General features: G+C 35.0%; 22 protein-coding genes. 19 read left to right on the plus strand and 3 right to left on the minus strand.

Features of this window, described 5'->3' with window-relative positions; translation table 11 throughout:
• Positions 1 to 52 precede the first annotated feature (52 nt).
• Genes QVO42_RS08765 through dnaB form a run of 4 tightly spaced genes read left to right on the plus strand, consistent with a single transcriptional unit; the run spans position 53 to position 4,735 of the window.
• Positions 53 to 943: a DUF2232 domain-containing protein gene (locus QVO42_RS08765; protein ID WP_022425741.1), complete on the plus strand. Its 891-nt coding sequence runs from the start codon at positions 53 to 55 to the stop codon at positions 941 to 943.
• A 14-nt stretch (positions 944 to 957) separates the two neighbouring features.
• A complete protein-coding gene (locus QVO42_RS08770) occupies positions 958 to 2,913 on the plus strand; it encodes a GGDEF domain-containing protein (protein WP_022425742.1) in 1,956 nt (651 codons plus the stop codon).
• Positions 2,914 to 2,915: 2 nt separating this feature from the next.
• Positions 2,916 to 3,362, plus strand: coding sequence for a 50S ribosomal protein L9 (gene rplI / locus QVO42_RS08775; RefSeq protein WP_022425743.1), 447 nt, complete (start codon positions 2,916 to 2,918; stop codon positions 3,360 to 3,362).
• A gap of 11 nt (positions 3,363 to 3,373) precedes the next feature.
• On the plus strand, positions 3,374 to 4,735 hold the full coding sequence (gene dnaB / locus QVO42_RS08780) for a replicative DNA helicase (protein ID WP_022425744.1): 1,362 nt from the start codon (positions 3,374 to 3,376) through the stop codon (positions 4,733 to 4,735).
• Positions 4,736 to 4,759: 24 nt separating this feature from the next.
• On the opposite strand, the gene QVO42_RS08785 is transcribed toward dnaB, so the two are convergent.
• On the minus strand, positions 4,760 to 5,386 hold the full coding sequence (locus QVO42_RS08785) for a thymidine kinase (protein ID WP_022425745.1): 627 nt from the start codon (positions 5,384 to 5,386) through the stop codon (positions 4,760 to 4,762).
• Between the two features lie 133 nt (positions 5,387 to 5,519).
• On the minus strand, positions 5,520 to 6,164 hold the full coding sequence (locus QVO42_RS08790) for an HAD family hydrolase (protein WP_022425746.1): 645 nt from the start codon (positions 6,162 to 6,164) through the stop codon (positions 5,520 to 5,522).
• 158 nt (positions 6,165 to 6,322) lie between these two features.
• Here QVO42_RS08790 and prfA point away from each other — a divergent pair, with 158 nt between their 5' ends.
• The 8 genes from prfA (at position 6,323) to hslO (ending at position 14,126) form a co-directional block, all read left to right on the plus strand.
• Positions 6,323 to 7,399 carry a peptide chain release factor 1 gene (prfA, locus tag QVO42_RS08795; protein ID WP_022425747.1) on the plus strand — a complete coding sequence of 359 codons (1,077 nt, stop codon included), beginning with the start codon at positions 6,323 to 6,325 and terminating at the stop codon, positions 7,397 to 7,399.
• Positions 7,400 to 8,233 carry a peptide chain release factor N(5)-glutamine methyltransferase gene (gene prmC / locus QVO42_RS08800; RefSeq protein ID WP_022425748.1) on the plus strand — a complete coding sequence of 278 codons (834 nt, stop codon included), beginning with the start codon at positions 7,400 to 7,402 and terminating at the stop codon, positions 8,231 to 8,233.
• Positions 8,220 to 8,747, plus strand: coding sequence for a GNAT family N-acetyltransferase (locus QVO42_RS08805; RefSeq protein ID WP_288164231.1), 528 nt, complete (start codon positions 8,220 to 8,222; stop codon positions 8,745 to 8,747). Before prmC ends, QVO42_RS08805 begins: the two co-directional genes overlap by 14 nt.
• Positions 8,748 to 8,765: 18 nt before the next feature.
• Complete coding sequence (locus QVO42_RS08810; RefSeq protein ID WP_022425750.1) at positions 8,766 to 9,338, plus strand: HdeD family acid-resistance protein; 573 nt, start codon at positions 8,766 to 8,768, stop codon at positions 9,336 to 9,338.
• A gap of 38 nt (positions 9,339 to 9,376) precedes the next feature.
• Positions 9,377 to 10,594, plus strand: coding sequence for a tRNA lysidine(34) synthetase TilS (gene tilS, locus QVO42_RS08815; RefSeq protein ID WP_022425751.1), 1,218 nt, complete (start codon positions 9,377 to 9,379; stop codon positions 10,592 to 10,594).
• A 28-nt stretch (positions 10,595 to 10,622) separates the two neighbouring features.
• A complete protein-coding gene (gene hpt, locus QVO42_RS08820; RefSeq protein WP_022425752.1) occupies positions 10,623 to 11,153 on the plus strand; it encodes a hypoxanthine phosphoribosyltransferase in 531 nt (176 codons plus the stop codon).
• A gap of 7 nt (positions 11,154 to 11,160) precedes the next feature.
• Complete coding sequence (gene ftsH, locus QVO42_RS08825; protein WP_288164235.1) at positions 11,161 to 13,119, plus strand: ATP-dependent zinc metalloprotease FtsH; 1,959 nt, start codon at positions 11,161 to 11,163, stop codon at positions 13,117 to 13,119.
• A gap of 134 nt (positions 13,120 to 13,253) precedes the next feature.
• The gene (gene hslO, locus QVO42_RS08830) at positions 13,254 to 14,126 is read left to right on the plus strand and encodes an Hsp33 family molecular chaperone HslO (protein ID WP_022425754.1); all 873 of its coding nucleotides are present in this window, start codon (positions 13,254 to 13,256) and stop codon (positions 14,124 to 14,126) included.
• Positions 14,127 to 14,307: 181 nt separating this feature from the next.
• On the opposite strand, the gene QVO42_RS08835 is transcribed toward hslO, so the two are convergent.
• Positions 14,308 to 14,454 (minus strand): 4Fe-4S dicluster domain-containing protein, encoded by a 147-nt coding sequence (locus QVO42_RS08835; protein WP_288164246.1) that lies wholly within the window; start codon positions 14,452 to 14,454, stop codon positions 14,308 to 14,310.
• A gap of 169 nt (positions 14,455 to 14,623) precedes the next feature.
• Between QVO42_RS08835 and dusB the strand changes: the two genes are divergently transcribed.
• From dusB to QVO42_RS08870, 7 genes are all read left to right on the plus strand, one after another.
• Positions 14,624 to 15,601 carry a tRNA dihydrouridine synthase DusB gene (dusB, locus tag QVO42_RS08840; RefSeq protein ID WP_022425755.1) on the plus strand — a complete coding sequence of 326 codons (978 nt, stop codon included), beginning with the start codon at positions 14,624 to 14,626 and terminating at the stop codon, positions 15,599 to 15,601.
• Between the two features lie 44 nt (positions 15,602 to 15,645).
• On the plus strand, positions 15,646 to 17,013 hold the full coding sequence (amrA, locus tag QVO42_RS08845) for an AmmeMemoRadiSam system protein A (protein ID WP_022425756.1): 1,368 nt from the start codon (positions 15,646 to 15,648) through the stop codon (positions 17,011 to 17,013).
• Positions 17,006 to 17,821 (plus strand): AmmeMemoRadiSam system radical SAM enzyme, encoded by an 816-nt coding sequence (amrS, locus tag QVO42_RS08850; protein WP_022425757.1) that lies wholly within the window; start codon positions 17,006 to 17,008, stop codon positions 17,819 to 17,821. The genes amrA and amrS overlap by 8 nt, the downstream gene beginning before the upstream one ends.
• Entirely contained in the window at positions 17,822 to 18,553 is a 732-nt protein-coding gene (locus tag QVO42_RS08855) for a MurR/RpiR family transcriptional regulator (RefSeq protein WP_022425758.1), read from the plus strand.
• 141 nt (positions 18,554 to 18,694) lie between these two features.
• Entirely contained in the window at positions 18,695 to 20,047 is a 1,353-nt protein-coding gene (locus QVO42_RS08860; RefSeq protein ID WP_022425759.1) for a PTS sugar transporter subunit IIC, read from the plus strand.
• Positions 20,040 to 21,455, plus strand: a complete 1,416-nt coding sequence (locus QVO42_RS08865; RefSeq protein ID WP_022425760.1) for a 6-phospho-beta-glucosidase — start codon at positions 20,040 to 20,042, stop codon at positions 21,453 to 21,455. Before QVO42_RS08860 ends, QVO42_RS08865 begins: the two co-directional genes overlap by 8 nt.
• A complete protein-coding gene (locus tag QVO42_RS08870; protein WP_022425761.1) occupies positions 21,452 to 22,333 on the plus strand; it encodes an ROK family protein in 882 nt (293 codons plus the stop codon). The genes QVO42_RS08865 and QVO42_RS08870 overlap by 4 nt, the downstream gene beginning before the upstream one ends.
• The last annotated feature ends 3 nt before the right edge of the window (positions 22,334 to 22,336 follow it).

The raw sequence follows: 22,336 nt of genomic DNA on the forward strand, positions 1-22,336 counted from the left end.
TATACGTCAAGCGATGTGATTGTTGTATAATGACCACAAGGAGAAATGAATTATGAAAATAAATAAACTCGTGCAGGGTGCACTCATCGCATCACTCTTTGGTGTCCTTGCAGTACTCAATACAATGACAGGTACGATGTTTGATAGCTTAATTGGCTATGGAATGGCTATTCCTATGGCTATTTATAGCTATAAGACAGGCCTTAAAGAAGCTTTAATGACTTCTGTAGCTTCCATGGTCATTGCCTTCCTATTTGGAACACTCAGCTATGTATTAATTGTCCTCTCATCACTTGGTATGGGAACAGTTGTAGGGCTATGTTTAAAAAATAAAGCTAAGAAAGAAACAATGCTGGTGCTTGGTGCTACATTCTTCTTTTTATCTGATTTTTTATATTTCTATGTATTCTCAGGAGTGCTAGGTATTAACTTACTCACTGAAGCAAAAGAAATGTATAACCAGATTATTGCGGCAGTGCCTTCTATAACTAATGCCTTTACTTTCCAGGACTTCTATAATCTCATTCCACTCTCTATACTCATCATGTCATTCTTACAGAGTTATTTAGTCATGATGTTATGTGCACTATTCTTTAAACGCTTAAGAATACCTTTTGATATGAGTATTCATATTGCGACATTTAGATTCAGCCCTAAAATGGGATATATTCTCGCAATCATGCTTGCAGGTAGTATGATTGCTAGACAATATTTTGGAAATGTTGTTATTGTACAATATATCTATTTTATTAGTATCTTAGGATTTATGGTGGATGGACTTGCTTTCTTATCTTTCTATCTTGTTATCAGAAACCATGGACGTTATTCTAACTTACTTATATTTTTAGTATTCATTCCGTTCCTACAGACACTATTAGTGATTCTAGGAATTATTGATATATTTGTTGAAATACGTCAAATACTGTATAATAAATATCAATAAGGAGGGCCTCTACAATGACGAGAAAAGTTGCACAACTTAGAAATATCTTTGTTCTTTTACTCGTATTTATTACCTTTGCGACCTTTGCGGCTTTTGGTATATTTCATCAGGCTTGGATGCTTCGTCTTGCGATATTTGCGGTTATTACGAATGTAATCTACATATCGTTACTATTCTATATGGGCTACTTAATGGATCAAAACAGCTATTCAGTCAGTGATGCTTTAGGTATTGATGCAAAGAATGCTTTGATCTATGGTGGCGTAGGATTGATTCAATATGATGAAAACAGAAACATTACATGGGTTTCAGACTTCTTAAAGGCATTAAATATCAATATTGTAGGAATCAAGCTATTAGAATGGCAGCCTACACTTGCTAGTCTTTTTGATGATGAAGATGTCAAAACAATAGAAGTTAAAGGAAAGAAATTCGAAGTATATAATAGTGCGGATACAAGACTCATCTATATGAAGGATGTGACACAATATGTCTCTTTATCACAGGACTGTGAAGATATGCAGGTATGCATGGGTTATATTACTGTGGATAACTATGATGAAATTATTGCGAATGTAGATGAATCACAGAAGGTAAAGATTCAAAATTTATGCCGTAGTACAATTACTGACTGGGCATATAAGAATGGTATGATTATTAGACGTTATCAGACAGGTAAATATATTGTTTTCTTTAATGAACGTATCTATAAGAAACTCATTGAATCTAAATTCTCTATTTTGGATGATTTCAAGAATGCGATAGAAGAATTAGATGTGCTTATGACATTATCTATTGGTATTGGTAGAAGTACAAAAGTATTAAGAGAATTAGAAGAACTTGCTTCTTCAGCATTAAGCCTTGCTTATTCACGTGGTGGTGACCAGATTGCGATTAAGAGTGGTAAAGATCATGTACGTTACTTTGGTGGTAAAACAGATGCATTTGAAACATCTTCTAAAGTACGTTCTCGTATTATGGCACAGTCTCTTGCCGGTCTTATTAGTCGTTCACGTAATGTCTTAGTTATGGGACATAAGAACTCAGATTTGGATTCATTTGGTGCTTCTCTTGCGGCTGCGCGTATTGCAGAGAATTTAGGTAAGAAAGCCAATATCGTAATTGACTATGAATCTCTTGAAGAAAAAACAAAAGGTGTCGTAGAAATGTTGAGAAGTAATCCTGATTATAAGGGTTTAATGTTGACTATTTCAGAAGCACTTGAAAAAACTAATAAAGATACTTTATTAATCTGTGTAGATAACCATAAGGATTCATTGGCTATTAGCCGTTCAGTACTTGATAAAGTAAAAAACAAGGTCATTATTGACCACCATCGTCGTAGTGAAGAATTTATTTCTTCACCGGTTCTCACATACTTAGAACCATCTGCATCCTCTACAGTAGAATTACTTGTAGAACTATTTGACTACCAGCAACATGAAATTGAAATTTCATCACTTGATGCGACAGTTATGTATACAGGGATGCTAGTAGATACAAATTATTTCAGACAGCATGTGGGTACAAGAACATTCCAGTCAGCAGCTAAACTCAAAGAAGCACAAGCTGACTTAGCACTTGCATATGAATTATTAGAAGATTCATTTGAATGTATGAAAGAAATATTTGATATCACAGAATCAGCTTATCGTTATAAGGATAGATTCCTTATTGCGACAGGCAAAGATGACGAACTGAGTCGTTCTACTCTCGCAAAGGCTGCAAACCAATTAGTATATGTTTCTGGCATTTATGCTGCATTTGCGATAGGATATATATCTAAGAACACAGTGGCAATCAGTGCACGTAGTTCTAAAAAGATCAATGTCCAGATGATCATGGAAGATCTTAATGGTGGTGGTCATTTCTCTATGGCTGCCTGTCAGATTGAAAATGTGACAATCGAAGAAGCAAAAGAGAGATTAGAACATGCAATAGATGCATATTTGGAAGATAGGGGTGTATAAACATGAAAGTTATTTTATTAGAAGATGTAAGAAAAGTTGGTAAGAAGGGTGAAATCGTTAATGTATCTGACGGTTATGGACAGAACTTCTTAATTAAGAATGGTAAAGCTTTAATGGCAACAGAAACAGGTAAGAAGATTGTTGCTCAGCAGGAAGAAGAAAAGAAACAGGAAGACTTAAAGAAGAAAGAAGAAGCTCAGGAACTTGCAAAGAAGCTTGAAACTATTGTAGTAGAATTCAAAGTAAAGACTGGTAAGGATGGTAAGAGCTTTGATCATGTTTCTACAAAACATATCGCAAAGAAATTATTAGAAGAACATGGTATTAAGATTGATAAGAGAAAGTTCATCAATGCATATCCAGTAGGTGCTTTAGGAACTACTAAGTTGAAGATTGAACTTTATAAAGGTGTTATTGCGACTATCAATGTTCATCTATCTGAAAAATAAGGTGAATACTTATGGATACAAGAGAACTCCCTCATGACTTAGAGGCAGAACGAGCTTTATTAGGGGCAATGTTGATTGATAAGAATGCATGTAATGATGTCATCAACATGGCAACACCTCAGGATTTCTATCTTGATGCGCATCGACTGATCTTTACAGGTATGAAGTTCCTTCATGACGGTAATAAACCAATTGATGCCACTACAGTGACTGATTATTTAATTAACCAGAAGATATTAGAAAAAGTAGGTGGAGTAGACTACTTATTGGTACTTGCAAATTCAGTACCAACAGTCGCTCATACACCGCATTATCTTAAGATATTAAATGAGAAGTCATTACTTAGAAGGCTTATTAAAGAAGCTACAAACATCGTACAAGATGCTTATGGTGAAATTACTGATATTAATGATTTTATTGATACAGTAGAAAAAGATGTCTTAGAAGTCACTAGAGATAGAAATGCCGGGGAATTCAAGACAATTGAAAGTGTTGTACAGAATGTCACAGCTAGAATGAATCTCCTTCAGAAAAATGGTGGAGTTGTCTCTGGTGTAAAGACAGGCTATAAAGAATTAGATAAATTAACATCAGGCTTTCAGCCAGGTGATTTAGTTATTCTTGCAGCTAGACCTTCTGTAGGTAAAACAGCTTTTGCCTTGAATATTGGTTTTAACTCATCACTTAATAGTGAAGAAGCTGTCGCAATATTTTCACTAGAAATGCCTGCTGAACAGCTTGTCACCAGATTAATATGCTGTGCAGGATCTATTGATAACGATAAATTAAAAACAGGTGCGATTTTAAAAGAGAATGCGAATAAATATTATGCAGCAGCAGATCGTGTCACACGTTGTAATTTATATATTGATGATACACCAGCAGTTAAGATTGGTGAAATTGCAGCTAAATGCAGAAGACTACAAAGAGAACAGGGATTAAAGATGGTTATTATCGATTACCTCCAGTTAATCTCTGGTCCATCTTCATCAAGAGAATCAAGACAGCAGGAAGTATCTGATATCTCTAGACAGTTAAAAGCACTAGCAAGAGAATTAAAGTGTCCCGTTATTGCCTTATCACAGCTTTCTCGTCAGGTTGAACAGCGTAAAGGAAAACCAATGTTGTCCGACTTAAGAGAATCTGGGGCTATCGAACAGGATGCCGATATCGTCGCTTTCCTTCATCGTGAAGACTATCAGAATAAAGAAAAAGAAGCAGAAACAAACGGCTTAACAGAAATTGTTGTGGCTAAGCACAGAAATGGTGCAACAGCCGATATCAGCCTTGTATTTGAAAAACAATACTCACGTTTCTCAGATTACTATACAGGTCCAGAAAACCAGAATAGTGGTGAAGGACTAAGAATTTAAAAGCAGTGGCTCATGAGCCACTGCTTATTTTCTTGGTCTGAATTGTATTTTTTTCTGATTCTCAAATTTAATAGGTTTTTCTACTATTTCATGACAATGACGACAACGTGGTTCATAGGCTTCCTTAGCACCTACTAAGACAATAGGATCATTAAAAGAAGCAGGTTTACCATTAATAATACGCTGTGTTCTAGTGGCTGGTGCACCACATTTTGCACATACTGCAGTTAGCTTAGTCACGAACTCAGCACGTGTTAATAAATCGGGTAAGACACCAAATGGTTCACCACGGAAATCTTTATCTAAACCAGCAACCATTACACGTAATCCACTATCTGCAAGATACTCACAGATATCAACAACATCCTCATCAAAAAACTGTACTTCATCAATCGCTACAACATCTGTATCATAATTTACATGATTAAGTATTTCCTTTGCTTCACTGATGACAATACAAGGTACTTTACTTCCTGCATGTGAAGCAATTTCAGTTGTAGAATAACGATCATCAATCTTTGGCTTAAATACAAGAATATTCTTTCTTGCATAAGATAATACATTAATACGACGGATTAATTCTTCAGTCTTACCTGCAAACATACATCCACAGATCACTTCTATCCAACCTTCACGATATTGATTATACATTTAATAAAACCTCCTAAAAGTTCACATAGATTTCATATACTCCCTGTATTATACAGTTGTAGAAAAGAAAAGCCATAAAAAATTTTCCCTTAATCCCATTAAAAAGAGTCGGTCATCATTCCGACTCTTTTTGTTAGTATAATTCATTAATGACTTCATCAAGAGAATCTAATATTTTATATGTCTTATTTGCATATTCTTCTGTAGGATATTTCATATCAGGGATACAGATTACTTTAATACCAGCTGAAGAAGCTGCCTGAATACCTGCTTCACTATCTTCTAATACAATCGCTTCATCAGTCTTTACACCAAGCTTTTCACATGATTTTAAGAAGACTTCAGGATGTGGTTTACCATGAGTTACTTCATCCCCACAAATTGAGTCATCGAAATATTGTGTAATATGAGCCTGTGCAAGAATAGTATCGACACGATCACGATTAGAAGAAGTAGCCACAATAGTCTTATAACCATTTTCTTTTAAATAATTAAGAAGCACTAATAAACCTTTCTTAATTGGTACACCTTCTGTTTCAAAACGTTTTGCCATTAAAGCATGTACATCTTTAATGACATCATCAATAGGAAAGTCCTTACCATAAGTATCGTAAAATCTTTCATAGATTCCTTTGATAGGTTTCCCTAATAAAGTTTTATAGAATGTTTCATCCATTGTCAAATTCATTGGTTTTATGATTTCCTGATAACATTCAAAAGTCACTCTTTCAGAATCAATCATCAAACCGTCCATATCAAAAATAACTGCTTTAATCATATTTACAAACCTCCAATCTATATATTCAAGTATATAAGAAATAGAAAGCGTCTTCAATTAATTGCGAAAAATAATTGAATATATTATAATGGGTACGATTTGGAACAATTAACAAATTTATTAGATGAAATCAATATTATTAAAAGAAAGGATAGAAGATGAATACACTATTAGAAAGACTACAGACAGTAGAAAAAAGATATGAAGAATTAACACAGATTCTTATGGACCCATCTATCGCGAATGATATTCAGAAGATGACACAGGCTTCTAAAGAACAGGCTTCTTTAGAAAAGGCTTATAACTTATATAAAGAATACAAGGCTTTATTAGATGGTATCGAAGAAGCCAAGGAATTATTAAATGAAAATGATCCTGAAATCAAAGAAATGGCTAAGATGGAATTAGAAGAATTAGAAAAGAAACAGCCAATCATGGAACATGATATCCAGATTGAATTAATTCCTAAGGATCCAAATGATGAAAAGAACGTAGTCATGGAAATCCGTGGTGCAGCCGGAGGAGATGAAGGTAATATCTTCGCAGGTGATTTATTTAGAATGTATTCTAAGTATGCTGAATCACAGGGGTGGAAGATTGAAATTGAAGATGCTCAGCCTTCAGAAGCAGGAGGATATTCACTTGTATCATTTATTATCAAGGGTACTGGTGTATATTCTAAGATGAAGTTTGAATCTGGTTCACATCGTGTACAGCGTGTGCCTAAGACTGAAACACAGGGACGTGTTCATACATCAACTGCCACAGTATTAGTTATGCCAGAAGCAGAAGAAGTAGATCTCGATATTGATCCAAAGGATTTAAGAGTTGATACTTATCGTTCATCTGGTGCTGGAGGACAGCATATCAATAAGACTGACTCTGCTGTACGTATTACACATATTCCAACAGGAATTGTGGCAACAAGCCAGGATGGCCGTTCACAACATGATAACCGTGCTAAGGCTATGCAGTCATTACGTACAAGACTTTATGAAGCTAAATTAAGAGAAGAAGAAGAAAAACTAGGAAACGAACGTCGTAATAAGATTGGTTCAGGTGACCGTGCTGAAAAGATCAGAACATATAACTATCCTCAGAACCGTGTCACTGACCATCGTATTGGTTTAACTATTCAGCAGTTAGATCGTATTATGGAAGGTAAATTAGAACCAATCATTGATGCATTAATCAATGAAGATCAGAGATTAAAACTTCTAGGAGAAGAAGAATAAGTGCTATTAGGTGAATTACTTAAACATGCACATGATTTAATTGATGATCCACATACAAATATCCCTGAAAGACTCTATGAAGATCTCACAGGAGATGCTTATTATCAACTATTGTTGAAGAGGGAAGAGCCTGTTGAAGAGGCTCTTCTTGTGCAATATAAGGATTATTTGGATAGATATTTAAAGGGTGAACCTTATCAGTATATTATTGGAAAAGAATATTTTTATGGTAGAGAGTTTGATGTCAATCCAAGTGTTTTGATTCCTCGTTATGAAACAGAAGAACTTGTAGAAAAGGTTTTATCTTATATAAAACCAGGAATGGTTGTGGCAGATATAGGTACAGGCTCAGGCGCTATTGCAGTCACATTAGCTTGTGAATCTAAGGCAGATCTATATGCGGTAGATATCTCTAAAGAAGCTCTTAAAACAGCATCTCATAATGCGAAGAAACATGAAGCTTCTGTCACATTCTTAGAAGGTGACTTATTACAGCCTCTTATAGATCGAGATATTCACGTAGATATTCTTGTTTCTAATCCTCCTTATATTGATTATGATGAAGTATTAGATCCTCGTGTAGTGGATCATGAACCACATCTTGCATTATTTGCGGATGATCATGGTTATGCATGTTATGAAAATATATTTAAACAAGCTCCTTCAATATTAAAGGAGAAAGCGATTCTAGCATTTGAAATTGGATATAATCAAGGAGAAAGAATGAAACATCTTGTTCCTCTCTATTTCCCAGATGATACATTTGAAGTCATCAAGGATATCAATGGAAAGGATAGAATGTTGTTCATTTATCATAACTATGAAAATATTTGAAACTGAACGTCTTACAATTAGAACACTTGATGAGAATGATATTGATCGTCTTGTAGAATATCGCAGTAAAAAGACTGTGTCTCAGTATCAATCCTGGAATAGATATACAAAAAGAGATGCGGTGAAACTTATCAAGAAGTGTAAAGATACTGTAATAGAGCATAAAAAAGGGTCTATGCAGTTTGGTATTACAATCAAAGGAAGCCAGCATCTTATTGGTGATTTACATATAGAGATCATGGCACCTCATACATTCTCTATTGGTTATACGTTGGACGATGTTTTCTGGAATAATGGCTTTGGCACTGAAGCGGTACTCGGACTCTTAAGTTATATGTATGAAGAACATGGTTTCTTCAAATGTATTGCCTATATCTATAAACAGAATGAAAAATCAAGACATCTCTTAAAGAAGATTGGTTTTAAGAAGTTTGATGAATCTTTCTTTTATGGGGATGAAGGATATATTTTTGACCTCGGCAACTTACAAAACATATATTTTGTGCTACAATAACAGATACGAGGTGGAACTATGATTAAAGAATATATTAAGAAGTATAGTAAAGCATCTATCATCACATCAGTGATTATGATTGTTGCTTCAGTATTGTTGATTGTTTTCCCAAAGACAATGTTGGATATTGTAGTTTATGTGATTTCAGGTGCATTATTTGTGGATGGTCTCATTCATCTTGTGACTTACTTTGCGTTAACTCATGATATGCGTATCTTTTCTAATGATTTATTAGAAGGTATTCTCGCATTATTGGCAGGCGTTTTTGTTGCATTCAATGCTGATGCATTCATTAGTGCACTCACAATGATCATTGGCTTATGGATTGTGATCAAAGGCTTATTAAACTTACAGCTCTCATTCCAGTTACAGCAGATTATTGAATTCAACTGGTTCTGGATCTTCTTATGTGCTGTATTATGTGTTGCATTAGGCGTATTTATTATTGTACATCCTATCGATATGGCTATTGGTTTGACTATGGCTGAAGGTATTGTATTATTAGTTACTGAAGTATTGAGTCTTATTCAGACAATCTATGTCTTATATAAACTCAATCATTCTAAAATGTCTAGATCATATATTAATTAAAAAGTACCATCACGGTACTTTTTTCTAAAGGAGAAAACATGCTGAATACATCATTATTAGACAAAAAAAAGAAATATCTCCTAGGTGTATCAGGTGGTCCTGATTCTATGGCACTTCTTGATATGATGCATGAATATTCAATCTGTGTCGCTCATGTAAATTATAATCTTCGAGATGATACAGAAGAGGACTACAAAGTAGTACATGACTATTGTATAGCACATTCTATTCCTTTTTATTATAAGGAATTTACACCGGATGATTATGTGAGAGGAAATTTTCAAAGTGTTGCAAGAGATATGCGTTATGCTTTTTATCAAGAAGTATATAAAACGGAACAATGTGATGCATTATGCTTAGGACATCAAAAGGATGATGTGATTGAAACTATTTATATGCACTTGGAACGTGACTCTCATCCTGATTATTTAGGGATCCAGGAAGTCTCTCATCGCTTAGGTATGACTATTATTAGACCATTACTTCATGTGACTAAACAAGATTTACGTGATTATTGTGATGATCATCACATTTTGTTTCATGATGACTATACTAATTTCCAGACAGAGTTCACAAGAGACCGTATTCGTAATACAATCTTAAATCAGTATACAGACTCACAAAAAGAAGAACTCTTGAAAAAGGGTGAAGAATACAATAAGAAACAGGCATTAAAAAAACAAGAAGTAGACAAATACCTCACTGAACCACTGGATTATACATTAGTTCCAAAAGAACTTCTTCCTGATGTACTCTATGCTTTATTAAAGAAACATATAGAAGTATCGAAGATTTCTCATCATCTCATTGATGAAATCATCCATCAGATTCAATCCTCTAAACCTAATATTCAAATGCCTATTGGTGTTAATGAGGAGTTCATAAAAGAATATAATAATGTATACATTCGTAAATCTATAAAACAAGTAGATTATACGTATAGAGTAGATCATAGACAGAACTTCGACTGTCCTTATTTCAAGATTCGAACACAGGGAGAAATGAATGATGGTATCCCTGTCAAGGATGAAGACTTTCCACTCACTATTCGTAATATGAGACCAGGCGATCGTATGGAAACAGCAGGGGGCACTAAAAAGGTTTCTAGACTCTTTATTAATGCGAAAATTCCCTTACCATTACGACGTTATTGGCCAGTTGTATTAGATTGCCGTGGAAATATTCTTTTGGTCCCGGGAATTGCGAAAAACAAGGAGTATTTGTCTATCAATCCAGATTTGTTTGTGATAAAATAACAACGACTATACTAGGAGGTACGGTTCAATGCATAAGGACATGAAAGAAATATTATTTACACAGGAACAGATTTCTGAACGCTGTAAAGAATTAGGCGCACAGATCTCAAAAGATTATGAAGGTAAGAAGATTCTTCTTATTGGTCTTTTAAAGGGATCTATTCCATTCCTAGCAGAACTTTCTAAATATATTGAGGGCGATGTATATTTTGATTATATGTCAGTCAGCAGTTATAAAGGAACTGAATCTGGAACTATTCATATTAAGAAAGACGTTGATATCGATGTCAAAGGTATGGATGTATTAATCGTAGAAGACATCCTTGATACAGGTAAAACATTGGATACTGTTACACATATGTTGAAAGATCGTGGTACAGCATCTTGCGAAATCGTTACTATGCTTGATAAACAGGAAGCAAGAAAGTATCCTGTACAGGCTAAGTATGTTGGTTTCCCTGTACCAGAATTATTTGTGGTTGGTTATGGTCTTGATTTTGATCAGAGATTTAGAAACCTACCATATATTGGTGTCTTAAAAGAAGAATGTTACCAGTAAGGAGTTTATGATGAAGAAGAATAACAAAACATTATTTAAAGCTATTCTTCCTTGGGTCATCGTATTATTATTGTTGAGTTCATTATTCCCATTCTTATTGAATAATGGCGGTAGTAAAGAATTAACTTATTCACAATTCATGACAGTAGTAAAAGATAAAAAGATAACTAACGTGACTATTACACCTAATAGTTTTGTAACCAAGGTCGAAGGTAGCTACAAGAAGAACTCTAAGGGCGATAAAGTGAACTTTACAACTATCGTTCCTAAGACAGACAAAGAATTAGATTCATTAACACAGGTTCTTGAAGACAAGAATGTCAAGATTAAGGTCACTGATTCAGAAAGTGATAACATGATCTGGAATATACTAGGTTCCATCCTTCCATATGTAATATTGTTTGGTGGTATGTTCTGGGTATTCAAGAACTTTAATGGTGCTGCAGGAGGCAACAATAAAGCCTTTGAATTTGGGAATTCTCGCGCTAAGCTAGAAAGAAATTCTAAGACTCGTTTTACAGATGTTGCAGGTGCAGATGAAGAAAAAGAAGAATTAACAGAACTTGTTGCATTCTTAAAGAACCCTAAGAAGTTTACTGAAATGGGTGCTAAAATTCCTAGAGGTGTTCTATTAGTAGGTCCTCCAGGTACAGGTAAAACATTATTAGCACGTGCTGTTGCAGGTGAAGCAAACGTTCCATTCTATTCTATTTCTGGTTCAGAATTCGTAGAAATGTTCGTTGGTGTTGGTGCTGGCCGTGTAAGAGATATGTTTAAGAAGGCAAAAGAAAATGCGCCTTGTATCATCTTTATTGATGAAATTGATGCCGTAGGTCGTCAGAGAGGTACTGGTGTTGGTGGTGGACACGATGAACGTGAACAGACATTAAACCAGTTACTTGTAGAAATGGATGGTTTTGAAGGTAACGAAGGTGTTATTATCCTTGCAGCTACTAACCGTGCAGATGTTCTTGACCCTGCTTTATTACGTCCAGGCCGTTTTGATAGACAGATCAGAGTATCTAACCCTGATAAGCGTGCAAGATCTCAGATCTTGAAGGTTCATGCAAGAAATAAACATTTTGCACCAGATGTTGATTTTGATAACATCGCTCAGCGTACTCCTGGATTCTCAGGTGCAGAACTTGCGAACGTATTAAATGAAGCAGCATTACTTGCAGTAAGAAGCGGTCATCAGATGATCACATTAAGTGATGTCGATGAAGCGATTGATAGAGTAATTGGCGGTCCAGCTAAGAAGTCTAGAAAATATACTGAACATGAAAGAAAACTTGTTGCTTATCATGAAACTGGACATGCGATTATTGGTTTGACATTAGAAGATGCCAACCAGGTACAGAAGGTCACAATTGTACCACGTGGTGATGCAGGTGGATATAACTTGATGACTCCTAGAGAAGAAACTTACTTCTCAACTAAGAAACAGTTACTTGCAACTATTACAGGTTATATGGGTGGTCGTACGGCTGAAGAAATCTTCTTCGGTGATGTATCATCAGGTGCTCATAACGATATTGAACAGGCTACACGTATTGCTCGTATGATGGTTACAGAACTTGGTATGAGTGAACTTGGTCCAATTAAGTATGACAGTGGTGATAATGCAGTATTCTTAGGTCGTGACTATTCACAGTTAAGTAATACACATTCTGGTCAGATCGCATTTGAAATTGACCAGCAGGTACGTAAAATCATCGAAACAGCACATGCTCAGGCAACTGAAATCATCAACAATAATAAAGATAAAATGGATATTATTGCGAATGCATTGCTTGAACATGAAACATTGAATCATGAACAGATTCAGTCTTTATATAACACTGGTAAAATGCCAGAAACTTATGATGGAACAGAAGAACATGTTGAATCTAACGATGACAACAATAACACTCCTGAACCACCTAAGGCTGATCCAGAAGATGATTTACTAGATGAAATGAAATAAGCGCTTTGCGCTTATTTTCATTTGGGAGGTAATAAAATGCAGCGTAGATTTATGGTAAGACTATTAGTAGGTATTATTGTCATTAGTATGATTTTGCCTCTAGTAAGCTATTTTGCGATAGGGAGATGAGATAAATGAAAGATTATTTAGTACGTGGACTCGTTAATTCGAAGAACTGTCGTGTTTTTGCCTGTACAACAACTAACCTTACAAATGTTGCACAGCAGAATCATAACTTATGGCCTTGTGCAAGTGCTGCACTTGGACGTATGATGGCAGTCACTTTAATGATGGGTGCTATGAATAAGAATAAAGAAAAGATGACAGTAGTCATCAATGGTGGTGGACCAATCGGTACAATGCTTTGTACAACACATTCTGATGGTAAAATCAAAGGATTTGTATCTAATCCAGAAGTTCACTATACATACAATGATACAGGTAAGCTTGCAGTAGGATTATGTGTAGGTAATCAGGGTACTATCCAGGTCACTCGTGATATGGGATTAAAGGAACCTATTACATCTAGTTCTCCATTACAGACTGGTGAAATTGGTGACGATTTCTCTTATTACTTCATGCTATCAGAACAGGTACCATCAGTTGTTGCAGTAGGTGTTCTTGTAGAAGAAGACAATACTGTAAGAAGTGCAGGTGGTTATATTATTCAGTTATTACCAGAAGCAACTGAAGAAGATATTGCGTATATTGAAGATAAGATCAAGAATATACCACCAGTATCACAGTTATTAGATGAAGGACATACTCCAGAAGAAATCTTAAAGATGATCTTTGAAGATGTTGAAATCCTAGATACACAGGATTTATCATTTGAATGCGATTGTAGTAAAGAAAAGATGGAAGAAGCTTTATCTACTCTTCATACAAAAGATCTAGAAGATATGATTAATGAAGATCATGGCTGTGAGATTACATGTCAGTTCTGTAATGCACATTATCAGTTCAGTGAAGATGAATTAAAGGAAATACTTAAAAAGCGCCAGTAAAATGGCGCTTTTTTCACACTGTCTGGTATTATACAAAGATCAGTTAACATATATCATGGAAGGGAATAGAATTGAATAATTGATCTTTTGAGAATTTTACGACAGTTCCTCCTTTCAATAACTAGTATAGAAGCTAAATTTATAATAAATATCTATATATTATGGAGAAATATGTGCTGCATTAATGGAGTGCTTTGACTGGGCATTCTTTTGCACATTCATAACAAAGAATACAGTCAGTGCCGTTTTTACGTCTACGTGATTCATTGTTGACTTCTACATTCATTGGACATATCTTTAAACATTTAAAACATACAAAAAGGAGCAGGAAGGGAAAACCTGCTCCTTATGTCCTATTAGTAAAATAGGGAAGGGAAATGAAAACGATATATATTATTGAAAGGATCGGGAACTTCCTTTCACAACTCATAGTATAAAGATAATTTATCTTTGTATTGTGTCAGGAATATGGTATATTTTGTGATGGTGATTAAAAAATGTTGAAAATTGGAAACGTAGAAATAAAACATCCTATTATCATGGCTCCTATGGCAGGTATCACAAATGTCGCTTACCGTAGACTTGTAAAAGAGTTTGGTGCAGGACTTGTAGTATCTGAAATGGTCAGTGATAAAGCGTTATGTTATGGAAATCAAAAGACAATTGATATGCTTGCTGTAGGTGAAGATGAACACCCTATGAGTATGCAGATTTTTGGTGGTGAAGTAGAGACTATGGTTAAAGCTGCCAAGTTTGTAGAGGAACATTCTGATTGTGATATTATTGATATTAATATGGGATGTCCTGTAAATAAGGTATTAAAGGCTCATGCAGGCAGTTATTTAATGCAGTATCCAGAACTTGCATATGATATTGTGAAGGCTGTCGTAGAAGCAGTGAATGTACCAGTGACTGTTAAGATGCGTATTGGTTATGATATGAAGCATATTAACTGTGTAGAAATGGCACAATTAATGGAAAAAGCAGGTGCAAGTGCAGTAGCTATTCATGGTCGTACACGTTCACAGATGTATGAAGGACATGCAGACTGGTCATGGATTAAAAAAGTAAAAGAAGCAGTCAGCATTCCAGTTATTGGGAATGGTGATGTCAGAACACCTGAAGATGCGAAAAGAATGATGGAAGAAACAGGCTGTGATGCTGTCATGGTTGGTAGAGGTGCTTTAGGTAATCCATTTGTGATTCGTAGAATGGTGAAATATCTAGAAGAAGGTATTCTAGAAGAAGAACCAGACTATCATGCACGTATTCAGTTATGTATTGATCATGCCCATCGTTTAGTAAAAACGGAAGGTGAAAAGAATGCGATTAGACAAATGCGTGGACAGGCACCTTGGTATGTTAAAGGGTTAAGAGGTTCAGCAAAAATCAAGAATCATTTAACACAGATGAATACATTAGAAGAATTAGAAACAATTCTAAAAGATTTTGAGAAAGAACTAGAAGGTGAGTAATCATCTTCTTTTTTGTTTTATAATAGAATAAAGGAGATGATTTTATGTCTGTACTTTATGCAATGTGTGTCCCTCATCCTCCATTAATTATTCCTGAAATAGGTCAAGGAGAAGAGAAAACCATTAGTAACACAATACAATCTTATGAATCTATTATGAAATATGTATCTACTCTTCCAATAGAAACAGTGATTGTGATTAGTCCTCATGCGATCGCCTATAGTGATTATATTCATATATCTCCTGGTAAACATGGATCAGGAGACTTTAGTCAGTTTCATGCAGAAAATGTAAGAATAGAAGTGGATTATGATACAGAACTTGTAAAGAAAATCACTCAATCTGCCAAGAAGCATCATATTTTTGCAGGAACATTAGGAAAAGATGATAATTTAGATCATGGTACAATGATTCCTCTTTACTTTTTAAATAAGTATCTAAAGGACTATAAAGTTGTAAGAATTGGAATATCTGGTTTATCTCCTCTTACTCATTATCGCTTTGGACAATGTATTAAAGAAGCAGTGGGAGATAAGAATGTTTTATTAATTGCGAGTGGTGATTTGTCTCATTGTTTAAAAGAGGATGGTCCTTATGGTTATAAAGAAGAAGGACCGCTTTTTGATTATGATATTATTACAGCATGGAAGAATAGTGACTTTATGCGTTTTCTAACATTTGATCCCATCTTTACTGAAGCAGCCGCTGAATGTGGACTTAGATCATTTCAAATCATGGCAGGTGCTTTAGATCAAAAGAAGATTAAGCCACACTATTATTCTTATGAAGGTCCATTTGGAGTAGGTTATGGTATATGTGGCTTTGAAATATGTGGTGAAGATCAACCCCGTGATATAGGAAACCAATATAAAAAGAAGATGCAGGAAGAAGTCAAGAAGATCAAAGAACATGAAGATGACTATGTCAGACTGGCTAGAACCACAATAGAACATTATGTAAAAGAAAAAGTAGAAATCATTCCAGAAGTCACAAAAGAGATGAAAAGACGTGCTGGTGTCTTTGTATCTATTCATGAAGAAGGGCGTTTAAGAGGCTGTATTGGTACCTTTATGCCTGTACAGGATAATATTGCGTTAGAAATAGTACATAATGCGATCAGTGCATGTAGTGAAGATCCACGCTTTGATCCTATTACAGAAGAAGAACTAGATAATCTCATTATTTCAGTCGATGTATTAGGAGAAATAGAGCCAGTAGAAGATATCAGTACACTAGATTCTCATATCTATGGTATTATAGTATCCCATGGTTCTAAAAGAGGTTTACTCCTACCTGATTTAGAGGGTGTAGATACAGTGACTGATCAGATTCAGATAGCTTGTCATAAAGCAGGTATTCATGAAGGAGAGAAGATCAAGATAGAAAGATTCAAGGTGATCAGACATGATTAGATGTGATTTATGTCCTCATCATTGTGTATTAAAAGAAGGACAGACAGGATTCTGTCATCAAAGAATCAATAAAGAAGGAAGCATAGTGCTTAAAGACTATGGTGCTATTACATCACTGTCTTTAGATCCTATTGAAAAGAAACCTCTCTACCATTTCTATCCTGAAACACAGATATTATCTGTGGGTTCTTATGGCTGTAATATGAAATGTCTTTTCTGTCAGAACTACACCATATCACAAGATAAAGGTTCTTCTATACAGGTGCATACAACACCTGAAAAACTTGTAGAAGTTGCCTTAGATTTAAAAAAAGAAGGGAATATCGGTATTGCGTTTACTTATAATGAACCACTGATCAGCTATGAGTTTATTTATGATACATTTGTATTATGTAAGAAGCATGAATTAAAGACTGTTCTTGTTTCTAATGGAATGATAGAAGAGAAATATATAAAGGAGTTATCTCCTTTAGTAGATGCATGGAATATTGATTTAAAGGGATTTAGAGAAGATATCTATAAGAAACTCTCTGGTGATTTAGAAACAGTAAAGAAGAGTATTCAAATAGCTTCATCAAGTCATCTGGAAGTCACTTCTTTGATTGTACCTGGTATTAATGATAGTCTCAAAGATATGGAAGAAGAAGCAAAGTGGTTAGCGTCTATTGATCCGAATATAGTGTTACATGTCACACGTTATTTTCCTGAGTATCATTATCATAAATCTCCTACATCTATAGAACTTATTGACCAAATGGTAGAAGTAGCTAAGAAATATTTGAAGAATGTATATAGAGGTAATTGTTAGATGTTTAATGAAGAAGAAATTAAAAGCTTTAGTACAACAGATATGCGTATATATAACTATATATTGAAGCACAGCATTCAATTCCCTTATATGAGTATAAGAGAACTGGCAGATGAGATTCCTACATCTACAGCTTCCATTATGCGCTTTGTGAAAAAGATGGGATATGACAGTTTTCCGGAATTAAAATATGCTTATAAGAAAGAAGAAAAAGAAGTCTCTCTTTATATGGTGAATGACCTAGATGAAACTATCGACTGTTTAAAGAAGTTCAATACTCCTTATTATCAGGATTTATTCAAAGAAGTTGCTTATGTACTAGGTAATGCGAATATGATTGTTTTTGATGGTATGGGAGATTCGGGTAAGATTGCAGAATATGCAGCAAGACGCTTTTCTGGTAATGGTTTCTTTAGTGCTGCCTTAACAGATCCATATCAGAGGGTATCTATGGATGGTACTGATATAGTTGTCGTTATGTTGTCTATCTCAGGAGATACTGTAGAACTTATTAGAAAAGCCAATGATTATAAAGCAGCAGGCAGTACTTTAATCACAATTACTGCATCGGACGATAATACACTTGCAAAAATGAGTGATTATCATATCAGCTATTATATTGATGATGTAAGACATGAACTTTCTTCCCATACAACTCAGGTACCTGCATTAAGTATTATTGAAATACTTTCAAATATGACATTGCATATATGTCACAATACGTTACAATAGTGAAACATTTTGCAGATAATGCATACTATTCAAGGAGGGCTTCAAGCCCTTTTTTTATTTTTAATCTTCTGATAGAATCAATTACGGAAAACGAAATCGTTTTCAACATCGGCCGAATGAAATAAGAAGAGGAGAAACAAAATGGAAGCAATTCAAAGCTTTATGGAACGTTACTTCGTACCATTAGCTGCAAAAATCAATGGTCAGCGCCATGTGGCAGCCGTGCGTGATGCGTTCACTTTAGCATTCCCACTCACAATGGGTGGGTCAATGGTTATACTTATTAACTATGTATTATTAGATCCTAGTGGATTCATCGCAAAATTACTTCACTTAGGTGATTTAATTCCAAACTTAGCTCAGTATCAGGCTATCTTGAGTTCTGTTGTCAATGGTACTAATAACATCTTATCAATTCTCATTGCATTCTTAGTGGCTTATCAGTTAGCTCAGGAAATGGGTGGAGATAAAGTATTATGTGGTATTACATCTCTTTCAGCTTTCTTTATTCTTTATCCTGCTGCTCAGACATTTGCAGGTAAGAATGCAGGAACTGGTTTAACAACTACTTACTTTGGTGCACAGGGATTATTCGTTGGACTATTAGTAGGTCTATTAACTGCAGAATTATTAATTCGTCTTGGTAAAAATGAAAAGTTGAGAATCAAGATGCCAGAAATGGTACCACCTGCAGTAGCACAGTCATTTAACTTATTAATCCCAATGATGTTAGTACTTGCAATCATAGGTGTATTAAACTACTTATTCTTAATGATTACTCCTGAAGGTATTCAGGTTGTCATTTATAACGCTATCCAGTCTCCATTAACATCTCTTGGAAGCTCTATGGGTACAATTATTGTATTTGTAATAGTTCAGCAGTTATTATGGATTATAGGTATCCATGGTCCTAACACTTTAAATGCTTTACGTTCAGTTATCTTTGCAGAACAGGGAAATGCAAACTTAGCTTATGTTGCAGTTCATGGTTCAGCATGGGGTGCACCTTTTCCAGTAAACTGGGTTTCAATCAACGATGCATTTGGTAATGGTGGAGGATCAGGTGCTACACTTGGTTTAATCATTTCAATGTTTATCGTAGGTAGAAAGAATAAGGGTGAATTCTCTATTTGTAAGATGTCATTAGCTCCAGGACTATTCAACATCAACGAACCAATCATGTTCGGTTTACCAATCGTTATGAACCCAATGTATGTTATTCCATTCATCTTAGCACCAATCGTATGTGACCTAATCGGATATTTCTGTGTATGTGTCATTAAGATCATCCCACCAATCGCTTATACAGTTGCTTGGACAACTCCAGGATTCTTAACACCATTCTTAGGATCAGGTGCTGACAATATTATGGCATTAGTTATCGGTATTCTTTGCTTAGTCGTAAGTACAATTATCTACTTACCATTCGTTGCAGCAAGCACAAGAGCCGCTATCAAGAAAGAAGCAGAAGAAGCAGGAGAAAACAATGCGTAAAGACTTCTTATGGGGTGGAGCAGTTGCTGCACATCAGGTAGAAGGTGGATTTAATGAAGGTGGTAAAGGACCAAATGTCTCAGATATGATGACAGTTGGTTCTGCCACTACTCGTAGAAAGATCACTAAAGCAATTGAACCTGATCAGTTCTATCCAAATCATACAGCGATTGATTTCTATCACCACTATAAGGAAGATATCGCTTTATTTAAAGAAATGGGATTTAAATGTTTTAGAACATCTATTTCCTGGGCAAGAATCTTCCCAATGGGAGATGAAGAAACACCAAATGAAGAAGGTTTAAAGTTCTATGATGATATGTTTGATGAACTATTAAAGAATGGTATTCAGCCAGTCATCACATTATCACACTTTGAAATGCCTTATCATTTAGTAGAAAAATATGGTGGATGGAGAAACAGAAAGATGATTACATTCTTTGTAAGATTCGCAAAAGTATGTTTCGAAAGATACCACAATAAAGTTAAATACTGGATGACTTTCAATGAAATCAACAACCAGGCGAACTATGAAGCAGACGTAGCTGTATTTACTAACTCAGGTATTATATTTGAAGAAGGTGAAGACAAAGAACGTACTGTTTATCAGGCAGCACATTATGAGCTTGTTGCAAGTGCAATGGCTATTAAAGAAGGACATGCCATTGATCCTTCTATGATGATCGGATGCATGATTGCGATGACACCTATTTATCCTTATTCATGTAATCCAGATGATATGTTGAAGGCAGTAGGTGCAAACCATAAGCGTTTCTGGTATATGGATGTTCATGCAAGAGGACGTTATCCAGGTTATATGAAGTCTTTCTTTGAAAGAAAGAACTTCAATCTAGATATTACTGAAGAAGACTTAGCTGTTCTTCCTCAGGGTACAGTAGATTATATTGGATTTAGTTATTATATGTCATTTGCGGTTAAGGGTGATGGAGATGTCAACCTTGACTATAATGAAGAAACAGATTTATGTGATAACCCATATATTTCAAAGACTGAGTGGGGATGGCCAATTGATGCGAAAGGTTTAAGATATAGCTTAAACTGGATGTATGACCGTTATAACCTTCCTCTATTTATTGTAGAAAATGGCTTCGGTGCAGTGGACCAGATGATAGATGGAAAAGTACATGACCAGTACCGTATTGATTACCTTAAAGCGCATATCGAAGAAATGAAAAATGCAGTAGATATTGATGGTGTAGACTTATTAGGTTATACTGTTTGGGGATGTATTGACTGTGTTAGCTTTGGTACGGGTGAAATGAAGAAACGTTATGGTTTCATTTATGTAGATAAAGATAATGCAGGTCATGGAACACTTGCAAGAAGCAAGAAGGATTCCTTTGATTGGTATAAGAAAGTAATAGAAAGTAACGGAGAAAAATTATGAAAAAATACTTAGTTCTAGATGTTGGTGGCAGTGCTATTAAATATGCAGTAATGGATGCAGAAAAGAATATATATGAAAGAGGTAAGGTACCTACTCCCTTAGATTGCCTTGATTCATTTGTAAATAGCGTTCAATCTCTTTATAATACATATTCTGATGTATCTGGTATTGCGATGAGTATGCCAGGAAGAATTGATCCTAATAAGGGTTATTGTTACACTGGTGGTGCTTTAGCTTATAATCATGATATAAATATGGCAGAATTACTATCTGAGCGTTGTGGTGTAAGAGTCACAATTGGTAATGATGCAAAATGTGCCGCTAATGCAGAACTAGGTTTTGGTAGTCTTCGAGATATTCAGGACGGCGCTGTAGTGATTCTTGGCACAGCTATTGGTGGTGCTTTAATTAAGGATCATAAGGTATTAAGTGGATGTAGATTTGGTGCAGGTGAATTTTCTAATATCATCACTGATTACCATAAGCCATATGATGGTGATACATCTTGGTATGCAAGTAATGGAATCAATGGATTATTATTACATATCCAGGAAGCATTAGAAACAGAAGAACACTATACTGGTGAAGAAATCTTTGAAATGGCAAATAATGGAAATGAAGCTGTTTTAAAAGGATTAAATCAGTTCTGTTTAGAAACTGCAGTACAGATTTACAACATCAATCAGATCTTTGATTGTGAAAAAGTAGCCATTGGTGGAGGTATTAGTGCACAGCCATTACTATTAGAACTTATCAAAAAGAACTTTGATGAAATCTATAATTCATGTTATGCAAGCACATTACCACCAGAAATCGTAGTTTGTGAATATCGTAATGATGCGAACTTAATCGGTGCTTTATATCAGCACTTAAATTAATAA

This window comes from Catenibacterium sp. CAG:290 (genome assembly GCF_000437715.1).
GTDB classification, from domain to species: domain Bacteria; phylum Bacillota_I; class Bacilli_A; order Erysipelotrichales; family Coprobacillaceae; genus Catenibacterium; species Catenibacterium mitsuoka_A.